This window comes from Hymenobacter artigasi (genome assembly GCF_012275535.1).
Lineage (GTDB): Bacteria > Bacteroidota > Bacteroidia > Cytophagales > Hymenobacteraceae > Hymenobacter > Hymenobacter artigasi.
Genome location: NZ_JAAVTK010000005.1, coordinates 245,724 through 264,195, shown reverse-complemented (window position 1 = coordinate 264,195; position 18,472 = coordinate 245,724). Strand labels below are relative to the sequence as shown.

Annotated in this window: 9 protein-coding genes; all 9 read left to right on the top strand. The window is 62.7% G+C overall.

The window, feature by feature from the left end:
* The first annotated feature begins 19 nt into the window (after positions 1-19).
* The 9 genes from HBN54_RS10955 (at position 20) to HBN54_RS10915 (ending at position 18,426) form a co-directional block, all read left to right on the top strand.
* Positions 20-3,070 carry a SusC/RagA family TonB-linked outer membrane protein gene (locus HBN54_RS10955; protein WP_168673232.1) on the top strand — a complete coding sequence of 1,017 codons (3,051 nt, stop codon included), beginning with the start codon at positions 20-22 and terminating at the stop codon, positions 3,068-3,070.
* A 96-nt stretch (positions 3,071-3,166) separates the two neighbouring features.
* Positions 3,167-4,933 (top strand): RagB/SusD family nutrient uptake outer membrane protein, encoded by a 1,767-nt coding sequence (locus HBN54_RS10950; RefSeq protein ID WP_168673231.1) that lies wholly within the window; start codon positions 3,167-3,169, stop codon positions 4,931-4,933.
* Between the two features lie 431 nt (positions 4,934-5,364).
* Positions 5,365-7,293, top strand: coding sequence for a sialate O-acetylesterase (locus HBN54_RS10945; RefSeq protein ID WP_235955483.1), 1,929 nt, complete (start codon positions 5,365-5,367; stop codon positions 7,291-7,293).
* A 130-nt stretch (positions 7,294-7,423) separates the two neighbouring features.
* Positions 7,424-8,932 carry a xylulokinase gene (locus HBN54_RS10940; protein ID WP_168673229.1) on the top strand — a complete coding sequence of 503 codons (1,509 nt, stop codon included), beginning with the start codon at positions 7,424-7,426 and terminating at the stop codon, positions 8,930-8,932.
* Positions 8,925-10,256, top strand: coding sequence for a xylose isomerase (gene xylA / locus HBN54_RS10935; RefSeq protein WP_168673228.1), 1,332 nt, complete (start codon positions 8,925-8,927; stop codon positions 10,254-10,256). The genes HBN54_RS10940 and xylA overlap by 8 nt, the downstream gene beginning before the upstream one ends.
* Positions 10,257-10,533: 277 nt before the next feature.
* Complete coding sequence (locus tag HBN54_RS10930; protein WP_168673227.1) at positions 10,534-12,093, top strand: alpha-N-arabinofuranosidase; 1,560 nt, start codon at positions 10,534-10,536, stop codon at positions 12,091-12,093.
* 50 nt (positions 12,094-12,143) lie between these two features.
* Positions 12,144-13,268 (top strand): endo-1,4-beta-xylanase, encoded by a 1,125-nt coding sequence (locus HBN54_RS10925; protein ID WP_168673226.1) that lies wholly within the window; start codon positions 12,144-12,146, stop codon positions 13,266-13,268.
* A 47-nt stretch (positions 13,269-13,315) separates the two neighbouring features.
* Positions 13,316-15,910, top strand: coding sequence for a glycosyl hydrolase 115 family protein (locus tag HBN54_RS10920; protein ID WP_168673225.1), 2,595 nt, complete (start codon positions 13,316-13,318; stop codon positions 15,908-15,910).
* 164 nt (positions 15,911-16,074) lie between these two features.
* Positions 16,075-18,426: a glycoside hydrolase family 127 protein gene (locus HBN54_RS10915; RefSeq protein WP_235955482.1), complete on the top strand. Its 2,352-nt coding sequence runs from the start codon at positions 16,075-16,077 to the stop codon at positions 18,424-18,426.
* Positions 18,427-18,472 lie beyond the last annotated feature (46 nt).

Here is an 18,472-nt window from a genome sequence, read left to right as displayed (position 1 = left end):
TCTGCTGCTTGGTAGTCTGATGCCATCGGCAGCCTTCGCACAGGCCAGCCGCACGGTTTCCGGCACCATCACGTCCGATAAGGGCGAGGCCCTGCCCGGCGTCACGGTCATTGTGAAAGGCACCACCATCGGGGCCACCACCAATGCTTCGGGCGAATACTCGCTGGCGGTGCCAGAGGGGAGCAATACGCTGGTCATCAGCTCGATTGGCTACGAAAAGAAAGAGGTGCCAGTGGGCACCTCGGGTAGCGTGAGCGCGCGCCTGACCACCGAAACCCAGGCCCTGAACGAGATTCAGGTAGTGGGCTACGGTACGCAGCGCAAAAGCCAGGTGACGGGCGCCATATCCTCGGTTGACGAGCAGGCCCTGCACGATGTGCCGGTGGCCAACGTAGCGCAGGCTTTGCAAGGCCGCGCGGCGGGTATCACCATTGCGAGCAACGGCACCGCGCCGGGCCAGTCGCCCACCATCCGCATCCGGGGCAACCGCTCACTCTCGGGCAGCAACGACCCGCTGCTGGTGGTGGACGGTGTGCCCTACGATGGCAGCATCAACGACCTGAACCCCGACGACCTGCTGTCGGTGGAGGTGCTGAAGGATGCCTCTTCGACGGCCATCTACGGAGCCCGCGGTGCCAACGGCGTTATGCTGATTTCGACGCGCCGCGGCAAGCCCGGCGCGGCCCGTGCCACCTACAGCGGATACTACGGCCAGAAGCGTATCTACGACCGGTTCGACCTGCAAAATGGCCAGCAGTATTACGACTACCGCCTGCAAGGCTACAAAGCTCAGACGCCCACTTTCGACCCCGCCACCGCCACCACTTTCCTGACGGCTGATGAGCGGGCCAACTACGCTGCCGGTAAAACCACCGATTACCAGAGCCTGCTGTTTCAGAATGGCCACATTCAGAACCACACGCTGGGTGTGAGCGGCGGCACCGAGCAGACGCAGTACTCGGCTTCGCTGGGCTACTACGACGAAACCGGGATTGTGCCAGTGCAACGCTTCGAGCGCTACTCGATTCGCGGCACGCTCGACCAGAAGATAGGAACCCGGGTGAAAGTAGGGATGAACACGCTGAACACTTTCACGGATGAGAAGGACCCTAACGTGAACGTGCTGTATCAGATTCTGACGACTAGTCCGCTGGCCTCGGCCTACGATAACGACGGCATTCCCCTGCTATACCCCACCGCCGACCAGCTCTCGAACCCGCTTACGCTGTATACGCCCAATGCCCACCTGGACCGTCGCCGGCGCCTGCGCACATTCAATAGCCTCTACGGGCAGGTGAACATCCTGAAAGGGCTGGACTACCGCCTCAACGTGGGCCTCGATGGCCGGACCCAGGCCGACGACGCCTTCTACGCCTCCAAAACCCCGCAGAACGGCAACGGCAACAACACGGCCAGCAGCGGGTCGAGCATTGCCTACAACCTGCTGGCCGAGAACATTCTGACCTGCAACCGCACGTTTGCTGAGAAGCACGACCTGAACGTAACGGCCCTCTACAGCCGTCAAACCTACCACAACGACGGTTTTGGTGGCTCGGTGCAGGCCACGCTGGCCGACTATCAGCTCAACACCAACCTGGGCGCAGGCACCCCCAACAGCGTGACCAATGCCAACCGCCAGCCCATCGACTGGGCGCTGGAGTCCTACATGGCCCGCATCAACTACGCGTTCGATAACCGGTACTCGGTCACGCTGACCTCGCGTATCGACGGCTCGTCGCGCCTGGCGCCCGGCAACAAGTACAAGCAGTTCCCCTCGGCCGCTATTGCCTGGAACGTAGCCAACGAGTCGTTTCTGAAAGGCCAGGACTGGCTGAGCGTGCTGAAGCTGCGCGCCAGCCTGGGCCGGGTGGGCAGCACCGCCATCAACCCCTACCAGACGCAGGGCTCCCTGGCCGCCGGCCTGGGCTCGGGCTACTACAACTATGGCGCCGTAGGTGCCGTGGGCGTAGTTCCCAGCAACATTCCGAATCCGGCTCTGGGTTGGGAATACACTACTACCACCAACTTCGGCCTGGACTTCGGCTTGTTTGACAACCGCCTCACGGGTTCGGTGGAGCTGTACCAGCAGCGCACCAGCGACCTGCTGCTGCCCGACGCGCTGCCTACTGCCAGCGGCTACAGCGCTTTTGTGCGCAACGCCGGCCAGACCCAAAACCGGGGTATTGAAATCTCGCTCACCACGGCCAACGTGCGTTCAGTGAACCCCGGCGGCTTTGAGTGGAGCACCGACTGGAACTTCACCGTGAACCGCGAGCGCGTGCTCGACCTGAACCTGTACAATGCCGATGGCAGCCCGCGCGATGACATTGGTAACCAACGCTTCATTGGGCAGCCGCTGTACGTGATTTACGACTTCAAGAAACTGGGCATCTGGCAAACCGACGAGGCTGACCTGGCCAAGAAATACGGCTCCAAACCCGGCCAGATTAAGGTGGAAGACGTGAACAACGACGGCAAGATTGACGGTGCCGACCGTCAGATTATCGGCTCGCGCCAGCCCAAGTTCGAAGCGGGCTTTACCAACCGCTTCCGCTTCAAAGGCTTCGACCTGAACATTGTGGCCCTGACCCGCGTGGGCGCCACCGTGGTGGACCCGTTCTCCTTCGGCCCCAGCTACTATGCTACCAACACCGGCCGCCGCAACCAGCTGAACTTCGACTACTGGACGCCTACCAACGCCAGCAACGAATACCCCCAGCCCGACCAGACGGCCCGCGCCAACGAGTGGCCTAACTACGGCTCGACGTTGGGCTACCACAGCGGCACCTTCATCAAGATTCGCAGCATTGACCTGGGCTACACCATTCCGGCCGCCTGGGCCAAATCGGCCTACATGAGCTCGGCCCGCGTGTATGTGCAGGTGCAAAACCCCTACATCTGGGCCGCCGACAAGTACTTCCAGCGCAACAAGGCCATCGACCCCGATGCCCTGTCGTACTCGTCGCGCTTCAGCAATACGGGCACTGCCTCGGCCAATATCGACTTCCAAGGTGGCAGCAACTACCCGGTCACGCGTTCCTTCATTGTGGGCGTAAACCTGGGCTTTTAAAAGATGATGGCGAAGGTGCCGGGCTACCGGCGGTAGTACCCCGGCGGTCCGGCACCTTCCCTCCATCCACCACCAACTTTTCCATCAGCCATTATCATGAAAAAAATAGTATTGATTACGCTAGGCACGGCACTGTTTCTAACGGCCACTAGCTGCAACAAAGACTTTCTGGATGAAAACCCGCAATCGGTACTGATCCCGTCTTTCCTCAAGACGGCGCAGGGCGTGGAGGCGGGCGTGACCGGGGTGTACTCGGGGCTGCGCCAGATTTACGGCAACGACTCGGGCTTCTTCACCACCGAGGCTGGCACCGACCTGTTCACCAACGGCGTGGCCATCAGTAGCGGCCTGAGCGACTACAACACCAACGACCTGACGCCGCTCAACGACGGCTCGCACTCGTTCCGCTGGCAGGTAGCCTACTCGCAGATTAACAACGCCAATGGCGTGCTGCTCTACGCCCCGCAGGCGCAGGGCATCGTGCCGGCCCGTCAGAAGCAGCTCATTGCCGAAACCAAGCTGCTGCGTGCCAACTACTACTTCGTGCTGGTGCGCGACTTCGGCGACGTGCCGCTGATGCTGAACTTCGTGGATTCGCCCACCAAGGACATTTCGCGGGCTCCCATGGCCAGCGTGTACACCCAGATTATCAAGGACCTGACCGAGTCGCTGGCTGATATTGCCGACAAAGCTGCCCAGCCCGGCCGCGTGACGCGCGCCACCGCCCTGCACCTGCTCGCCAAGGTGTACCTGACCCGCGCCACGGCCATTCCGGCCGGTGCCATCGGCGACTACACCCTGGCCGCCCAATACGCCAAGGAGCTTATCGACACCCAGTCGCGCTACGGCGTGGCCCTAGAAGCTACCCCCGGAGCCGTGTTTGCCGATGGCAATGAGAACGGCAAGGAAGTGCTGATGAACGCCCAGTTCAACGGCGACGCCACCTTCTCGCGCATCGACGGCTTCAACTACGGCGGCGAGAACGTGGGCGCCTTCAACTTCCGCAGCCGCTACGACCTGCTGCCCAATATGGAGCGCAGCATTCCCTACGGCCGTCCCTTCGCCCGCCACGCGCTTACCAACTACGCCGAGAACAACTACATCCTGCGCGATGCCAGCGGTGCGCCCCTGGAAACCGGCGCGGCCCTGCGCACCACCGACGCCCGCTACAACAGCTGGTTCACCACCGTGTACCGCGTGAACAAGCCCGGCAACAACGGTGGTAAAGCGGCCGCTGTAGTCGGCGATACCGCCGCTTGGTACCCCGGCCGCGAGCTGTCGGCGGCTCGCCTGGCCCAGATTGCGGCCCGCCAGCCCGCGTCCTACCGGGTGATTCAGCCCAGCCAGTACACCACGGAGTTCTTCCCCACGATGAACAAGTACGACTCGCCCACCCGCACGTCGGTGAACGGTTTCTCGATTCGGCCCAACATCATCTACCGCCTGTCCGAAACCTACCTGATTGCGGCTGAAGCGTACTTCTACCTGGGCAACTTGGCCCAGGCCCGCGACTACATCAACGTCGTGCGCCGCCGCGCCGCCGCTGCCGGCAAAGCGACCCAGATGGAAATTACTTCCGCCCAGGTCAACATCGACTTCATTCTGGACGAGCGGGCCCGCGAGTTCATCGGCGAGATGACCCGCTGGTACGACCTGCAGCGTACCCGCACGGCCGCCGGTGCCAGCCAATTGCTCACCCGCATCCGCAACACCAGCTACGCGCCCGCTTTCCGGAGCCAGGGTGGCGGGGTGTACGGCTCGAATGCCGCCATCAACATCAAGGACTACCATGTATTGCGGCCGGTTCCGCAAACGGAAATTGACCGCACCAGCGGTAAAATCACCCAGAATCCGGGTTACTAGCGCCTTCGTTACTCAACTGCCGGCTCGCTATGGCGGGCCGGCAGCATTGAGCTATTTAGGGTATTCTGCTTAGCATGAGCTAGCCAGCTAACCGAATCAGAAAGCCAATTGCATCCAAGCAATTCAATACGGCCATCGCCCAGCCACTGACCACTCGTTTATGGCCGGGCATTTCGCCACCTATGTTCCAACCGGAATTATTGCTCACGAAAGCCTTTTTACTTTCTTGTCTTGGTTGACTGCATGTCAGTAAAGCCGGGTATCCGCTGCCAACAGGCGGCAAACCAATCTGCTTGGCCCTACCCCTACCCCTGGCCCGACCTTATCCTACTACCCAGCCCTCCGCTATGACTGATATACTTCCTTATGTGGCTAAACGAGCAAGGCAGCAATGGCTGCCTGCCGCTAGCCGCAGGACTTTCTTCCTGACTTTGGCCACCGTAGGCGGCCTGCTGGCTGCCGGCCCGGTGCAGGCACAGGTGCGCTTGCCGCGCCTGGTGAGCAACGGCATGGTGCTCCAGCGTGAGCAGCCGGTGCGCATCTGGGGCTGGGCCAAGCCGGGCGAAAAGGTGGCGGTGGCTTTCCAAAGCAAAACGTACGACGCTACTACCGGCTCCGATGGCCAGTGGCGCGTGACGCTGCCCGCCATGAAGGCCGGTGGCCCCTACGACCTGCGCATCAAGGCCAGCAACGAGCTAACCGTGAAGGATATTCTGGTGGGCGACGTATGGCTGTGCTCGGGCCAGTCGAACATGGAAACGCCCATGCTTCGCTTGCGCGACAAGTACCCCGACGTTATCGCCCAGGCCGCCAACCCGCGCATCCGGCAATACGAAATACCCTTGACCTACGACTTCCAGCGGCTGCGCACCGACGTAACCGGTGGCAAGTGGATTGCGGCCGACCCGCAAACCGTGCTGCAATTCTCGGGCGTGGCTTACTTCTTCGCCAAGGAAATCAACGCCAAATACCAGGTGCCGGTGGGCATCATCAAGGATGCCGTGGGTGGCTCGCCGGCCGAAGCCTGGCTGAGCGCCGACGCCCTGAAGGAGTTTCCGAAGTACGAGCAGCAGGGCGCCAAGTATAAAGACAGCGCTATGGTAGCGGGCATACGGCAGCGCGAAGGCGCGGCCGTGTCCGACTGGTACAAGCAGCTCTACCAAGCCGACCAGGGCGAAGCGCGGGGCCAGCAGAAGTGGTCGGCCCCTGGCTACGACGCCAGCGGCTGGGCCAGTATGAACGTGCCCGGCTACTGGGCCAGCCAGACGCCCCTGGGCTTGGTGAACGGCGTGGTCTGGTTCCGCAAGGAAGTGGAGGTGCCGGCCGCCATGGCCGGCCAGCCCGCCCGACTGGAGCTGGGCACGCTGGTTGATGCCGACTCCACTTACATCAACGGGCAGCTGGTGGGCAGCACCGGCTACCAGTATCCGCCCCGCAAATACGAGGTGAAAGCCGGTGTGCTCAAGTCCGGCAAAAATGTCATTACGGTGCGCCTCATCAGCAATGGCGGGCGCGGCGGCTTCACGCCGGAGAAGAATTACCAGCTCATTGCCGGTGGCCAAACCATTGACCTGCGCGGGCCCTGGCAGTATAAGTTGGGCGCTACCTCGGCCCCCACGCCGGGCACTACCACGTTTCAGTACCAGCCCGGCGGCCTCTACAATGGCATGATTGCGCCGGTGCTGAACTACGCCGTGAAAGGCGTGCTCTGGTACCAGGGCGAAAGCAACACCGGCCACCCGCAGGACTACGAGGCCCTGATGACCAGCCTGATTGCCGACTGGCGCACCCACCTGCAGCGACCCACGCTGCCCTTTCTCTACGTGCAGCTGGCCAACTTCATGGCCGTGAAACCAGAGCCCGGCGAAAGCGGCTGGGCGGGCGTGCGCGATGCCCAGCGCCGCACCTTGGCCGTGCCGAACACTGCCATGGCCGTGATTTCGGATGTGGGCGAGTGGAACGACATTCACCCGCTTGATAAGCAGACCGTGGGCCACCGCCTCGCGCTGGCCGCCCAAAAAGTGGCCTACGGCGAAAAGAAAGTGGTGGCTTCCGGCCCGCTCTATCAGGCGATGCAAGTAGCGGGGAATAAAGCCACGCTCAGCTTCGCCAGTATTGGCGGTGGCCTGATGGCTAAGGGCGGCGGCGAGCTGAAAGGCTTTGCCGTGGCGGGTCCGGACAAGAAATTCGTCTGGGCCCAAGCCCGGATTGAGGGCGGCAAAGTAGTGGTCTGGAACGAACAGGTGACGACGCCCACCGTGGTGCGCTACGCCTGGGCCGACAACCCCGAAGGAGCCAACCTGTACAACAAGGAAGGCCTGCCAGCTTCTCCATTTACGACGGCTGCCGATGTGCTCTAACATGCTACCCCTTCGCCAGACTCCGTTTGCTCGAAGGATAGGCCAGGGGTGAGGCAAACCGCCGCAACGAAGCGGTGGAGATGCTTCGGCAAGTTCAGCATAACGGAGTTTTTCCAATCTGTTTATCAATATGAAATACCTTCTCGGCTACGACATCGGTAGCTCATCCGTTAAGGTCTCGCTGCTCGACATTGCCACCGGCAAGGCGGTGGCCACGGCCATCTCGCCCAAGCAGGAGATGGAAATTAGCGTGCCCCAGGCCGGCTGGGCCGAACAGCGCCCCGAGCGCTGGTGGCAGGAGTGCGTGAACGCCACCGCCGAGCTCAAGGCTGCTTATGGCTTCGAAACCGACCGCGTGGCCGGCATCGGCATCACCTATCAGATGCACGGACTCGTGCTGGTGGACGAGGCTGGCAAGGTGCTGCGCCCGGCCATTATCTGGTGCGACAGCCGCGCCGTGGACCTCGGCAATCAGGCTTTCGCAGAATTGGGGGAGGAGTATTGCCTCGAAAACTTCCTGAACTCGCCCGGCAATTTCACGGCTTCCAAGCTGAAATGGGTGCGGGAAAACGAGCCGGAGATTTACGCCCAGATTCACAAGATTCAGCTGCCCGGCGATTACATCGCTTTCCGAATGAGCGGCCAGCTGCAAACCACCGTGTCGGGTTTGTCGGAAGGCGTGTTCTGGAATTTTAAGCACCAGGCCCTCGCCCAGGAGCTGCTCGACTACTACGGCATCAGCGCCGAGCTATTGCCCGAGGTGGTGGATACCTTCTCGGTGCAGGGCCACCTGAGCGCCGAAGCCGCGCAGGAGCTGGGCCTCACGGCCGGCACGCCCATCAGCTACCGGGCTGGCGACCAGCCAAACAATGCTTTCTCCCTTAACGTGTTGCAGCCCGGTGAAATCGCGGCCACGGCCGGCACGTCGGGCGTGGTCTACGGCATCACTGATGCCCCAACGTCGGACCCCGCCTCGCGTGTAAACGCCTTTGTGCACGTCAACCACACGGCCGCGCAGCCCCGCAACGGCGTGCTGATGTGCATGAACGGCACGGGCATCCTCAACAGCTGGCTGCGCAAAATGGTGGGCGAACTGCCCTACGACGAGATGAACCGCCGCGCCGCCCTGGCCCCGGTAGGAGCGGAGGGCCTCGTGTTCCTGCCCTTCGGCAACGGGGCCGAGCGCATCCTGGAAAACCGGCCCACCGACGCCGAGCTACGCGGCCTCAACTTCAACATTCACTCGCAAAACCACCTGCTGCGCGCCGCCCAGGAAGGCATCGTGTTCGCCCTGATTTACGGCATGAACATCATGCGCCAGATGGGCGTGCAGGTGCGCACCGTGCGCGCCGGCAACGCCAATATGTTCCTGAGCCCGGTGTTCCGCGAGGCGTTTGTGAACGCCGGCGACGTGACACTGGAACTCTACAACACCGACGCCGCCCAGGGCGCGGCCCGTGGCGCGGGCATCGGCACGGGCGTGTACGCCAGCGCGGCCGAAGCCTTCGGCGGCCTCGAATGCCTGATGACCGTGGCGCCCACCGAGGCCCTCCGTACCCAATACCAAACGGCCTACGCCCGCTGGCAAGACGCTTTATTTCAACTTATACCCCAATCAAACACCTTATCTCATGTCTAGCAACACGCTTTCGAAGACTGAATTTTTCACCGGCATCGACACCATCAAATACGAAGGGCGTGAATCGGACAACCCGCTGGCCTTTAAGTGGTACGACGAAAACCGCGTGGTGGCCGGCAAGACCATGAAGGAGTACCTGCGTTTCGCCACGGCCTACTGGCACACGTTCGTGGGCACCGGCGGCGACCCATTCGGCCCCGGCACCAAAAACTTCGCCTGGGACGCCCACCACGACATCGTGGGCCGCGCCAAGGACAAGGCCGACGCGGCGTTTGAGTTCTTCACCAAGCTCGGCACGCCCTACTACTGCTTTCACGACATTGACCTCGTGGACGAGGGCGCCTCGCTGAGCGAGTACGAGCGCAACCTGTCCACCATCGTGGACTACGTGAAGCAGCACCAGGCCGAAAGCGGCGTGAAGCTGCTCTGGGGTACGGCCAACGTGTTTTCGAACCCGCGCTACATGAACGGGGCCAGCACTAACCCCGACTTCAACGTGGTGGCCTACGCCGGCACGCAGGTCAAGAATGCCATCGACGCGACCATCGCACTCGGCGGCGAGAACTACGTGTTCTGGGGCGGCCGCGAGGGCTACATGACCCTGCTCAACACCGACATGAAGCGCGAGCAGGCCCACATGGCCCGCTTCCTGACCATGGCCCGCGATTATGCTCGTAAACAAGGTTTTACCGGCAAGTTCTTTATCGAGCCCAAGCCGGCCGAGCCCACCAAGCACCAGTACGATTTCGACGCGGCCACCGTCATCGGCTTCCTGAAGGAGCACGGCCTGGAGAACGACTTCCAGCTGAACCTGGAGGTGAACCACGCCACGCTGGCCGGCCACACTTTCCAGCACGAGCTGCAGGTGGCCGCCGATGCTGGCATGCTCGGCAGCATGGACGCCAACCGCGGCGACTACCAGAACGGCTGGGACACCGACCAGTTTCCCAACAACCTCAACGAGCTGACCGAGTCGATGCTCATCATCCTCGAGGCCGGAGGCATCACCCAGGGCGGCATCAACTTCGACGCCAAGACCCGCCGCAACTCGACGGATTTAGAGGACATCTTCATCGCCCACATTGCCGGCATGGACACCTTTGCCCGCGCCCTGGTGACGGCCGATGCCATCCTGGAAAAATCCGCCTACCGCAAGTTTCGCCAGGAGCGCTACGCCTCGTTCGACGGCGGCCAGGGCGCGGCATTCGCCAAAGGCCAGCTCACGCTGGAAGACCTGCGCACCATCGCCCACAAATCGGGCGAACCGACGCCCAAGAGCGGCAAGCAGGAATGGTTGGAAAGCATTATCAACCAGTACATCTAAGCTCTTAAAACCGAACCGGCCGGCTGTGTAATGGTGGGAACAATGATGCGGCTGGCCGGGGACGTTTTACAGATTTTTGAAGCGGTGGAAACGGCAACCTGCTGCAACAGGTAGCCGCTTTACGGAGGCGTTTCGGGGAGGAATTCGGGCTACTGGTGAGTGGGCCGGGGTTCTGCGCATGGGACCAGTGGTTCTGGCGGCCGAAACGCTTCTCCACCAGCTTTCTAACCGACACTCCGTGGCTGCGAGCCAGGGAGACTTCCTTTTTGAGCCCGACATGAACCTATTGAAAAAGCAGACCGTGGTTTTTGCGGCGCTGAGCTTGGCTCTGGCACAAGGGGCGGCGGCCCAAACCGTGCAGATGAGCGTGCAGCCGGGCGATGCCAAGCTGCTCATCAGCAAAGATATCCAAGGGCAGTTTGCCGAGCATCTGGGCCGCTGCATCTACGGCGGCTTCTGGGCGGAACCGGGGCTTAACGTGCCTCAGCAGGGCCGTATCCGACTGGACATTGTGGAGGCCCTCAAGAAAATTCACGTGCCTAACCTGCGCTGGCCCGGCGGCTGCTTTGCCGATACCTACCACTGGCACGACGGCGTGGGCCCCGCCGCCCAACGCCCCAAAATGCTGAATCTATGGTGGGGCAATACCCTGGAGGATAACAGCTTCGGGACGCATGAGTTTCTGGAGCTGTGCGACCTGCTGGGCACCACGCCCTACCTGGCCGCCAACGTGGGCAGCGGCACGGTGCAGGAAATGAGCAACTGGATGGAGTACCTCAACTCGAACGAGGACACACCCATGGTATTGGAACGCCGCAAAAACGGCCACTCCGAACCTTACAAAGTGTCGTGGTGGGGCATCGGCAATGAAAGCTGGGGCTGCGGCGGCAACATGACGGCCGAGTACTACACCAACGTGTACAAGCGCTACGCCACCTTCGCCCACGACTACCCCGGCACTAGGCTGAAGCGCATCGTGAGCGGGGCCAACGGCGACGACGCCAATTGGACCGAGACGTGCATGAAAAACATCCCGCTCAACCAGATGTGGGGCCTCACCCTGCACCAGTACACGCTGCCCACCGGCAGCTGGAGCGGCAGCAAGGGCAAAGCCACCGGCTTTGGCGAGGACATGTACTTCAGCACGCTGCGCAACTGCCTGAAAATGGACGCGGTGGTGACCAGGCACGCCGCCATCATGGACAAGTACGACAAAGACAAAAAGGTGGCCCTGCTCGTTGACGAGTGGGGCGTGTGGACCGACGTGGAACCCGGCACCAACCCCGGTTTCCTGTACCAGCAAAACTCGCTGCGCGACGCGTTGGTGGCCGGCACTACGCTCAACATCTTCAACAACCATTGCGACCGGGTGAAGGGTGCCAACCTGGCCCAAGCCGTGAACGTGTTGCAGGCCCTGGTGCTGACGGACAAGGAAAAGATGCTGCTCACGCCCACCTACCATGTCTTCGACCTCTACCAGGTGCACCAGGACGCCGAGTACCTGCCCCTGCAATTCACGAGCCCCGAATACGCCTTTGGCGGCGAAAAAATACCGGCCCTGAACGCCTCGGCTTCCAAAGACAAGAGTGGCGCGGTGCACTTATCGCTGGTCAACCTCGACCCGCACAAAGCCCTGACCCTCGAAACGGCCCTGCCCGGCGTGCGCTTCAAAACCGTGACCGGCCGCCTGTTGACCTCGGCCAGCGTGAGCGACTACAACACGTTTGAAAAGCCCAACACCATCCAGCCGGTCGCCTTTAATGGCGCTAAAAAACGCGGCGAAAAGCTGGCCATTACCCTGCCGGCCAAGTCGGTGGTCGTGCTCGAACTGAAATAATAAACGCGCAACGGAGCTTTCCGGCTCTGCTGCTTCTGTGCTTTCGCCTCATGAAAAACAAACTTCCCCTCCTGACGACGGCGCTGCTGGCCAGCCTCATCCTACCCAGCAGCCAGTGCGCCTCGGCCGACAAAGGCCTGAAAGACTACTACCAGAAGGATTTTTACGTAGGAGCCGCGCTCAACTACCGCCAGATTAGTGGCCGGGATGCTAAAGCGACGGCCCTGATTAAGGAGCAGTTCAACACCATCAGTCCGGAAAACCTGCTGAAGTGGGAAGCCGTGCACCCGCAGCCCGACACCTACAACTTCAAGCCCGCCGACGACTACGTGGCCTTTGGGCAGCAAAATAAGATGTGGGTCATCGGCCACACGCTGATGTGGCACCAGCAAACGCCCAAGTGGGTATTTGAGGACGCAACGGGCAAACCGGCTAGCCGGGAAATGGTGTTGAAGCGGCTGGAAGACCACATCAGCACGGTGGTGGGCCGCTACAAGGGCAAAATCGCGGGCTGGGATGTGCTCAACGAAGCCATCGACGACCAGCAGGGGGACTTGCGCAAAACCAAATGGCTGGAAATTATCGGGGAAGATTTTGCCGCCAAAGCGTTTGAATTCGCCCACAAGGCTGACCCCAAAGCCCAACTGTACTACAACGACTACAGCCTCTATCGCCCCGAAAAGCGGGCGGGCGTCATCAAGCTGGTAAAGAGCCTGCAGGCGCGGGGCATCAAGGTGGCGGCCATTGGGATGCAGGGCCACTATGGCCTCACCAAGCCCAGTATCGAGCAGGTGGAAGCCAGCATTGTGGCCTTCGCGAAGCTGGGAGTCCACGTCAATTTCACGGAGCTGGACATCGACGTGCTGCCCAACCCCAGCCACCGCCAGGGGGCCGACATTGCTGAAACGTTCGGGGCCGACGCTAAATACAACGTGTACACCACCGGCCTGCCCGATTCGGTGCAGCAGCAGCTCACCAAGCGCTACGCCGACCTGTTCGCCCTGTTTCACAAACACCGCGACGTTATCGGCCGCATCACGCTCTGGGGCGTGACGGATGCCGATTCCTGGCTGAACGACTGGCCCATCAAGGGCCGCACGAGCTACCCGCTGCTCTTCGACCGCAATTTCCAGCCCAAGCCCGCCTTCAAAGCCGTAGTGCAGGCCGCTAAGTAGCGCCGCGAAGTGTCGCGGCGCTACCTCGTTCTATTTCTCCTACGCCCATGATGTTCCCAGCTATCAACAAATTCCTGACTGTGATGTGCGGCGTGGGCCTGGCCCTGGCGGCCGCGCCCCCCGCCCTGGCGCTGGACGGCACCTCCTACGTAACCGCCGTGAAGCAGAAGGGCAGCTTTACGTTGGAAGCTGCTGGCAAGGCCGCGCCCATTTTCGCCAGCGGCCAGGACTGGCCTGGCGTGCTGCGCGCCGCCCGCGATTTGCAGGCCGACATCAACCGCGTAACGCAGGTGACGCCGGCTTTCAGCACCGGCAAGGCGCCGGCCGGGCCGCAGGTCGTCATCATCGGCACCATTGGCAAAAGCCCGCTGATTGATGCGCTGGTGAAGCAGAAGAAGCTCGACGTGGCGGGCGTGGCGGGCAAGTGGGAAGTGTTTGTAGAGCAGCTGGTTGACAACCCCATGCCCGGCGTGGCGCAGGCCCTGGTGATTGCCGGCAGCGACAAGCGCGGCACTATTTACGGCATTTATGACCTCTCGCAGCAGATTGGGGTGTCGCCCTGGTACTGGTGGGCCGATGTGCCGACCAAAACGCAAAAGGCGCTCTACGTATCGGCCGGGCGGCACACGCAGGGCGAGCCCAAAGTGAAATACCGGGGCATTTTCCTGAACGACGAGGCGCCCGCGCTGAGCGGTTGGAGCAAGGAGAAATTCGGCGGCATCAACTCCAAGATGTACGTGCACGTGTTTGAGCTGCTGCTGCGCCTGAAGGGCAACTACCTGTGGCCCGCCATGTGGGGCAACGCCTTCAACGACGACGACAAGCTGAGCCCGGTGCTGGCCGACGAGTACGGCATTGTGATGGGCACCTCGCACCACGAGCCCATGCAGCGCGCCCAGCAGGAGTGGAAGCGCTACGGCCACGGCCCCTGGAACTACCAGACCAACGACACCACCCTGCGCCGCTTCTGGCGCCAGGGCATCCGCAACATGGGCACCCACGAAAGCATCGTGACCCTGGCCATGCGCGGCGACGGCGACGAGCCCATGAGCGAGGGCAGCAACATTGCCCTGCTTGAAAAAATAGTGGCTGACCAGCGCAAAATTCTGGTCGAGGAAACCCGCAAGCCCGCCGACCAAACGCCCCAGCTCTGGGCCCTCTACAAGGAGGTGCAGGACTACTACGACAAGGGCATGCGCGTGCCCGACGACGTGACCCTGCTGCTCTGCGACGACAACTGGGGCAACCTGCGCAAGCTGCCCAAGCTGGCCGACAATCCCCGCAAGGGCGGCTACGGCATCTACTACCACTTCGACTACGTGGGCGGCCCGCGCAACTACAAGTGGCTGAACACGAACCCGCTGCCGCGTATCTGGGAGCAGATGCACCTGGCCCACGAGTACGGTGCCAACCAAATCTGGATTGTGAACGTGGGCGACCTCAAACCCATGGAGCTGCCCATCAGCTTCTTCCTGGACTACGCCTGGAACCCAGATGCCATCGCGGCCAACCAGGTGGCGGCCTACACCCAGAAATGGGCCGCACAGCAGTTCGGCCCCGAGCACGCGGCCGACATTGCCGACATCCTAGCCAGGTACGCCAAGTACAACGCCCGCCGCAAGCCCGAGCTGCTCGATGCCAACACCTACAGTCTGGCCACTGGCGAGTGGGCCACGGTGGTGGCCGACTACAACGCCCTGGCCACCCGCGCCGAGGCCATTAACCAGAAGCTGCCCGCCGCCGCCCGCGATGCTTATTTCGAGCTGGTGCTGCACCCGGTGCTGGCCTGCGCCAACCTCAACGAGCTGTACTACACCGTGGCCCGCAACCGCGAGGCGGCCAAAACGGGGCAGGCTACCACCGCCGCCCTGGCGGAGAAGGCCAAAGCGCTGTATGCCAAAGATGCGGAAATCAAAAGCCGCTACCATGCACTGGCCGGCGGCAAATGGAACCACATGATGGACCAGACGCACATCGGCTACACCTACTGGCAGCAACCCGACGCCGACAAGATGCCGGAGGTAATGACCCAGCCCGCCGCCGCCCCGGCCGCCACCCCGCCGCCTGCCGCAACCGAAACCGCCTACGTTTCGCTCGAAGCCGAGCACTACACCAAAGCCGTGAATGCCGGTGCCATCACCTGGCAGCGCCTGCCCGACTTGGGCCGCACGGCCGGGGCCGTCACAGCCTTCCCGGTGACGGCGGCTCCCACCACCGCGCCGGGCGGCAGCAGTCCGCACCTGGAGTACCGCATTACGCTGGCCCAGGCCGGCCCCGTGACGGTGAGCGCCTACCTGGCCCCCACGCTGGACTTCACCAACACCACCGGCCTGCGCTACGCCGTGTCCATCGACGAGGAGGCCCCGCAATTAGTGAACCTGCACACCGACCTGGCCCCCGAAAACGGCAACCGCCCCTGGCAGCAGGCCGTGGCCGAGAGCATTATCCTGAAAACCTCGCAGCACAACGTGGCCGCCGCCGGCGCGCACATCCTCAAGTTCTGGCGCGTGGACCCTGGTGTGGTACTCGAAAAACTGGTGGTGAGCCCTGGCCCGCTGCCCGCCACCTACCTGGGGCCGCCGGCTAATACGCCAGGCAGCGCCGAGCCCAAAAGCACCAAAGGCAGCCTCGGCCAGCGCTAAAGCGGTTTCACTGTAGCGCGGACTTTGTAGTCCGCGTCCCCGCGCTATTAGACCCGCCCGAACAGCGCGGGGACGCGGACTACAAAGTCCGCGCTACAATTCACCGACCTGGAAGCTGCTCCAGGTTTTGCAAATGATTTAATATGCTGAATCACAAAGGAAAATTGCTTCTATTAGCCATCTGGCTGGCTCCCTCGCTGGGGGCGGGGCAGGCGGCGCGGCTGCAAAGCTTTCCCGTGTCGGCGGTGCGCTTGCTGGACAGCCCGTTTCGGGTGGCCCAGCAGACGGATATGGCCTACATGCTGGCCCTCGACCCTGACCGCCTGCTGGCACCCTACCGAGCCTCAGCGGGCCTGCCGCCCCAGGCCGAAAACTACGGCAACTGGGAAAACACCGGCCTGGATGGTCATATCGGCGGGCACTACTTGTCGGCCCTGGCCTACATGGTAGCGGCCACCGGCGACGCGCGGGTGCAGCAGCGGCTCACCTACATGCTCGACCAGTTGGAGCTTTGCCAGCAAAAAAGCGGCGACGGCTACCTGGGCGGTGTGCCCGGCGGCCCGGCCATGTGGCGGGAGGTGAAAGCCGGCAATATCAAGGCCAATAGCTTCGGGCTGAACAACAAGTGGGTGCCCCTCTACAACCTGCACAAGACCTACGCCGGCCTACGCGACGCTTACCTGGTGACTGGCAACGCCAAAGCCCGCGCCATGCTCATCCGGCTGACCGACTGGTTTGCGGACCTCACGGCCAAACTCAGCGACGCGCAACTGCAGGACATGATGCGCAGCGAGCACGGCGGCCTGAACGAGATTTTTGCCGACGTAGCCGACATCACCGGCGAGCGCAAGTATCTCACGCTGGCCCAGCGTTTCTCGCACCGGGCGGTGCTGGAGCCGCTGCTGGCGGGCCAGGACGTACTCAACGGCATGCACGCCAACACCCAGATTCCGAAGGTCATCGGCTTCGAGCGGGTGGCGGAAGCGGGCGGCGACCCAGCCTGGAGCAACGCGGCGGCCTTTTTCTGGAAAACAGTGGTGGAAAACCGGACCGTTTCCATCGGGGGCAACAGCGTGAGTGAGCACTTCAACCCGGCCACCAACTTCGCCTCCATGCTGGAAAGCACGGAGGGGCCGGAGACGTGCAACACGTACAATATGCTCAAGCTCAGCAAGGACCTTTACCTGGCGGGCGGTGCAACAAAGTACCTGGACTACTACGAGCGGGCGCTTTACAACCACATTCTCTCCTCGCAGCACCCTGGCACGGGCGGGTTTGTGTACTTCACGCCCATGCGCCCCCGGCACTACCGGGTGTACTCGCAGCCGCAGCAGGGCTTCTGGTGCTGCGTGGGCTCGGGCCTGGAAAACCACGGCAAGTACGGCGAACTAGTGTATGCCCACCGCGGTACGCAGGAGCTGCTCGTGAACCTGTTCATCCCCTCCACCCTCACCTGGGCCGAGCAGGGCCTCACCCTGACGCAGGAAACCACCTTCCCCGCCGAGGAGCGCACGCAGCTGAAGCTGGCCCTCAAGAAGCCGCGCACCTTCGCGCTCAGCATCCGGCAGCCCAACTGGGTGCCGGCGTGCCAGTTGCTGGTGCAGGTGAACGGCCGCCCGGTGGCCACCACCGCCGCGCCCGGCTACGTGACCCTGATGCGCAAGTGGCGCCCCGGCGATGTGGTTACCGTGGCCCTGCCCATGACCACCACGGCCGAATACCTGCCCGACCATTCCGCCTGGGTGTCGTTCGTGCACGGCCCGGTGGTGCTGGCGGCCGTGACCAATACCACCGATTTGAAGGGCCTGCGGGCCGATGGCGCCCGCATGTCGCACGTTGCCAGCGGCCCGCTCTACCCCATTGAAGAGGCCCCCGTGCTGGTATCGGCCGGCCCGAACGTGGCCGAGGGCATCCGGCCCGTGGCGGGCCGTCCGCTCACGTTTACGGCGGCCGGGCTCATTAATTCCGACAAGTACCGTAACGTGCAGCTGGTGCCGTTCTACCAGATTCAGGACGCGCGCTATATGGTGTACTGGCCCGTGACCACGCCCGCCGGCCTGCTGGCCCGCAAGGAGGAGCTGCGCCGCAAGGACGAGGAAAAACGCGCCCTCGAAGCCCGCACCGTGGACCAGGTGACGCCCGGCGAGCAGCAGCCCGAATCCGACCACGGCTTCCGGGGCGAGCAGACCGAAACCGGCTCCCACCGCGACCGGCACTGGCGGCACGCTGCCGGGTGGTTCAGCTACCAATTGCGCAACCCGAAACGGGCCGCCCGCACGCTGCGGGTCACGTATTCGGGCGGTGATAAAAACCGGCAGTTCAGCATTTTGGTGAATGGGCAGCTGCTGGCTGACGTGCAGATGGTCGGCAACCCTCAGGGCGATTTCTACGACGTGGAATATCCGCTGCCGGAATCGCTCCGCCAGGATAGCGCGCCCACGGAGCTCACCGTGCGGTTCCAGGCGGCGCTGGGCTCCACGGCCGGGGGCGTGTACGATGTGCGTCTGCTGCGGTAGGCCGCAAACCACCGGGCATGCTATCACCGCGTGCCCGTTACTACTC

Coding starts and splice junctions, on each gene's coding strand:
- HBN54_RS10920 (WP_168673225.1), top strand. CDS start 13,316: ATGATGTTCCCAGCTATCAACAAATTCCTGACTGTGATGTGCGGCGTG.
- HBN54_RS10940 (WP_168673229.1), top strand. CDS start 7,424: ATGAAATACCTTCTCGGCTACGACATCGGTAGCTCATCCGTTAAGGTC.
- HBN54_RS10950 (WP_168673231.1), top strand. CDS start 3,167: ATGAAAAAAATAGTATTGATTACGCTAGGCACGGCACTGTTTCTAACG.
- xylA (WP_168673228.1), top strand. CDS start 8,925: ATGTCTAGCAACACGCTTTCGAAGACTGAATTTTTCACCGGCATCGAC.
- HBN54_RS10925 (WP_168673226.1), top strand. CDS start 12,144: ATGAAAAACAAACTTCCCCTCCTGACGACGGCGCTGCTGGCCAGCCTC.
- HBN54_RS10930 (WP_168673227.1), top strand. CDS start 10,534: ATGAACCTATTGAAAAAGCAGACCGTGGTTTTTGCGGCGCTGAGCTTG.
- HBN54_RS10955 (WP_168673232.1), top strand. CDS start 20: ATGCCATCGGCAGCCTTCGCACAGGCCAGCCGCACGGTTTCCGGCACC.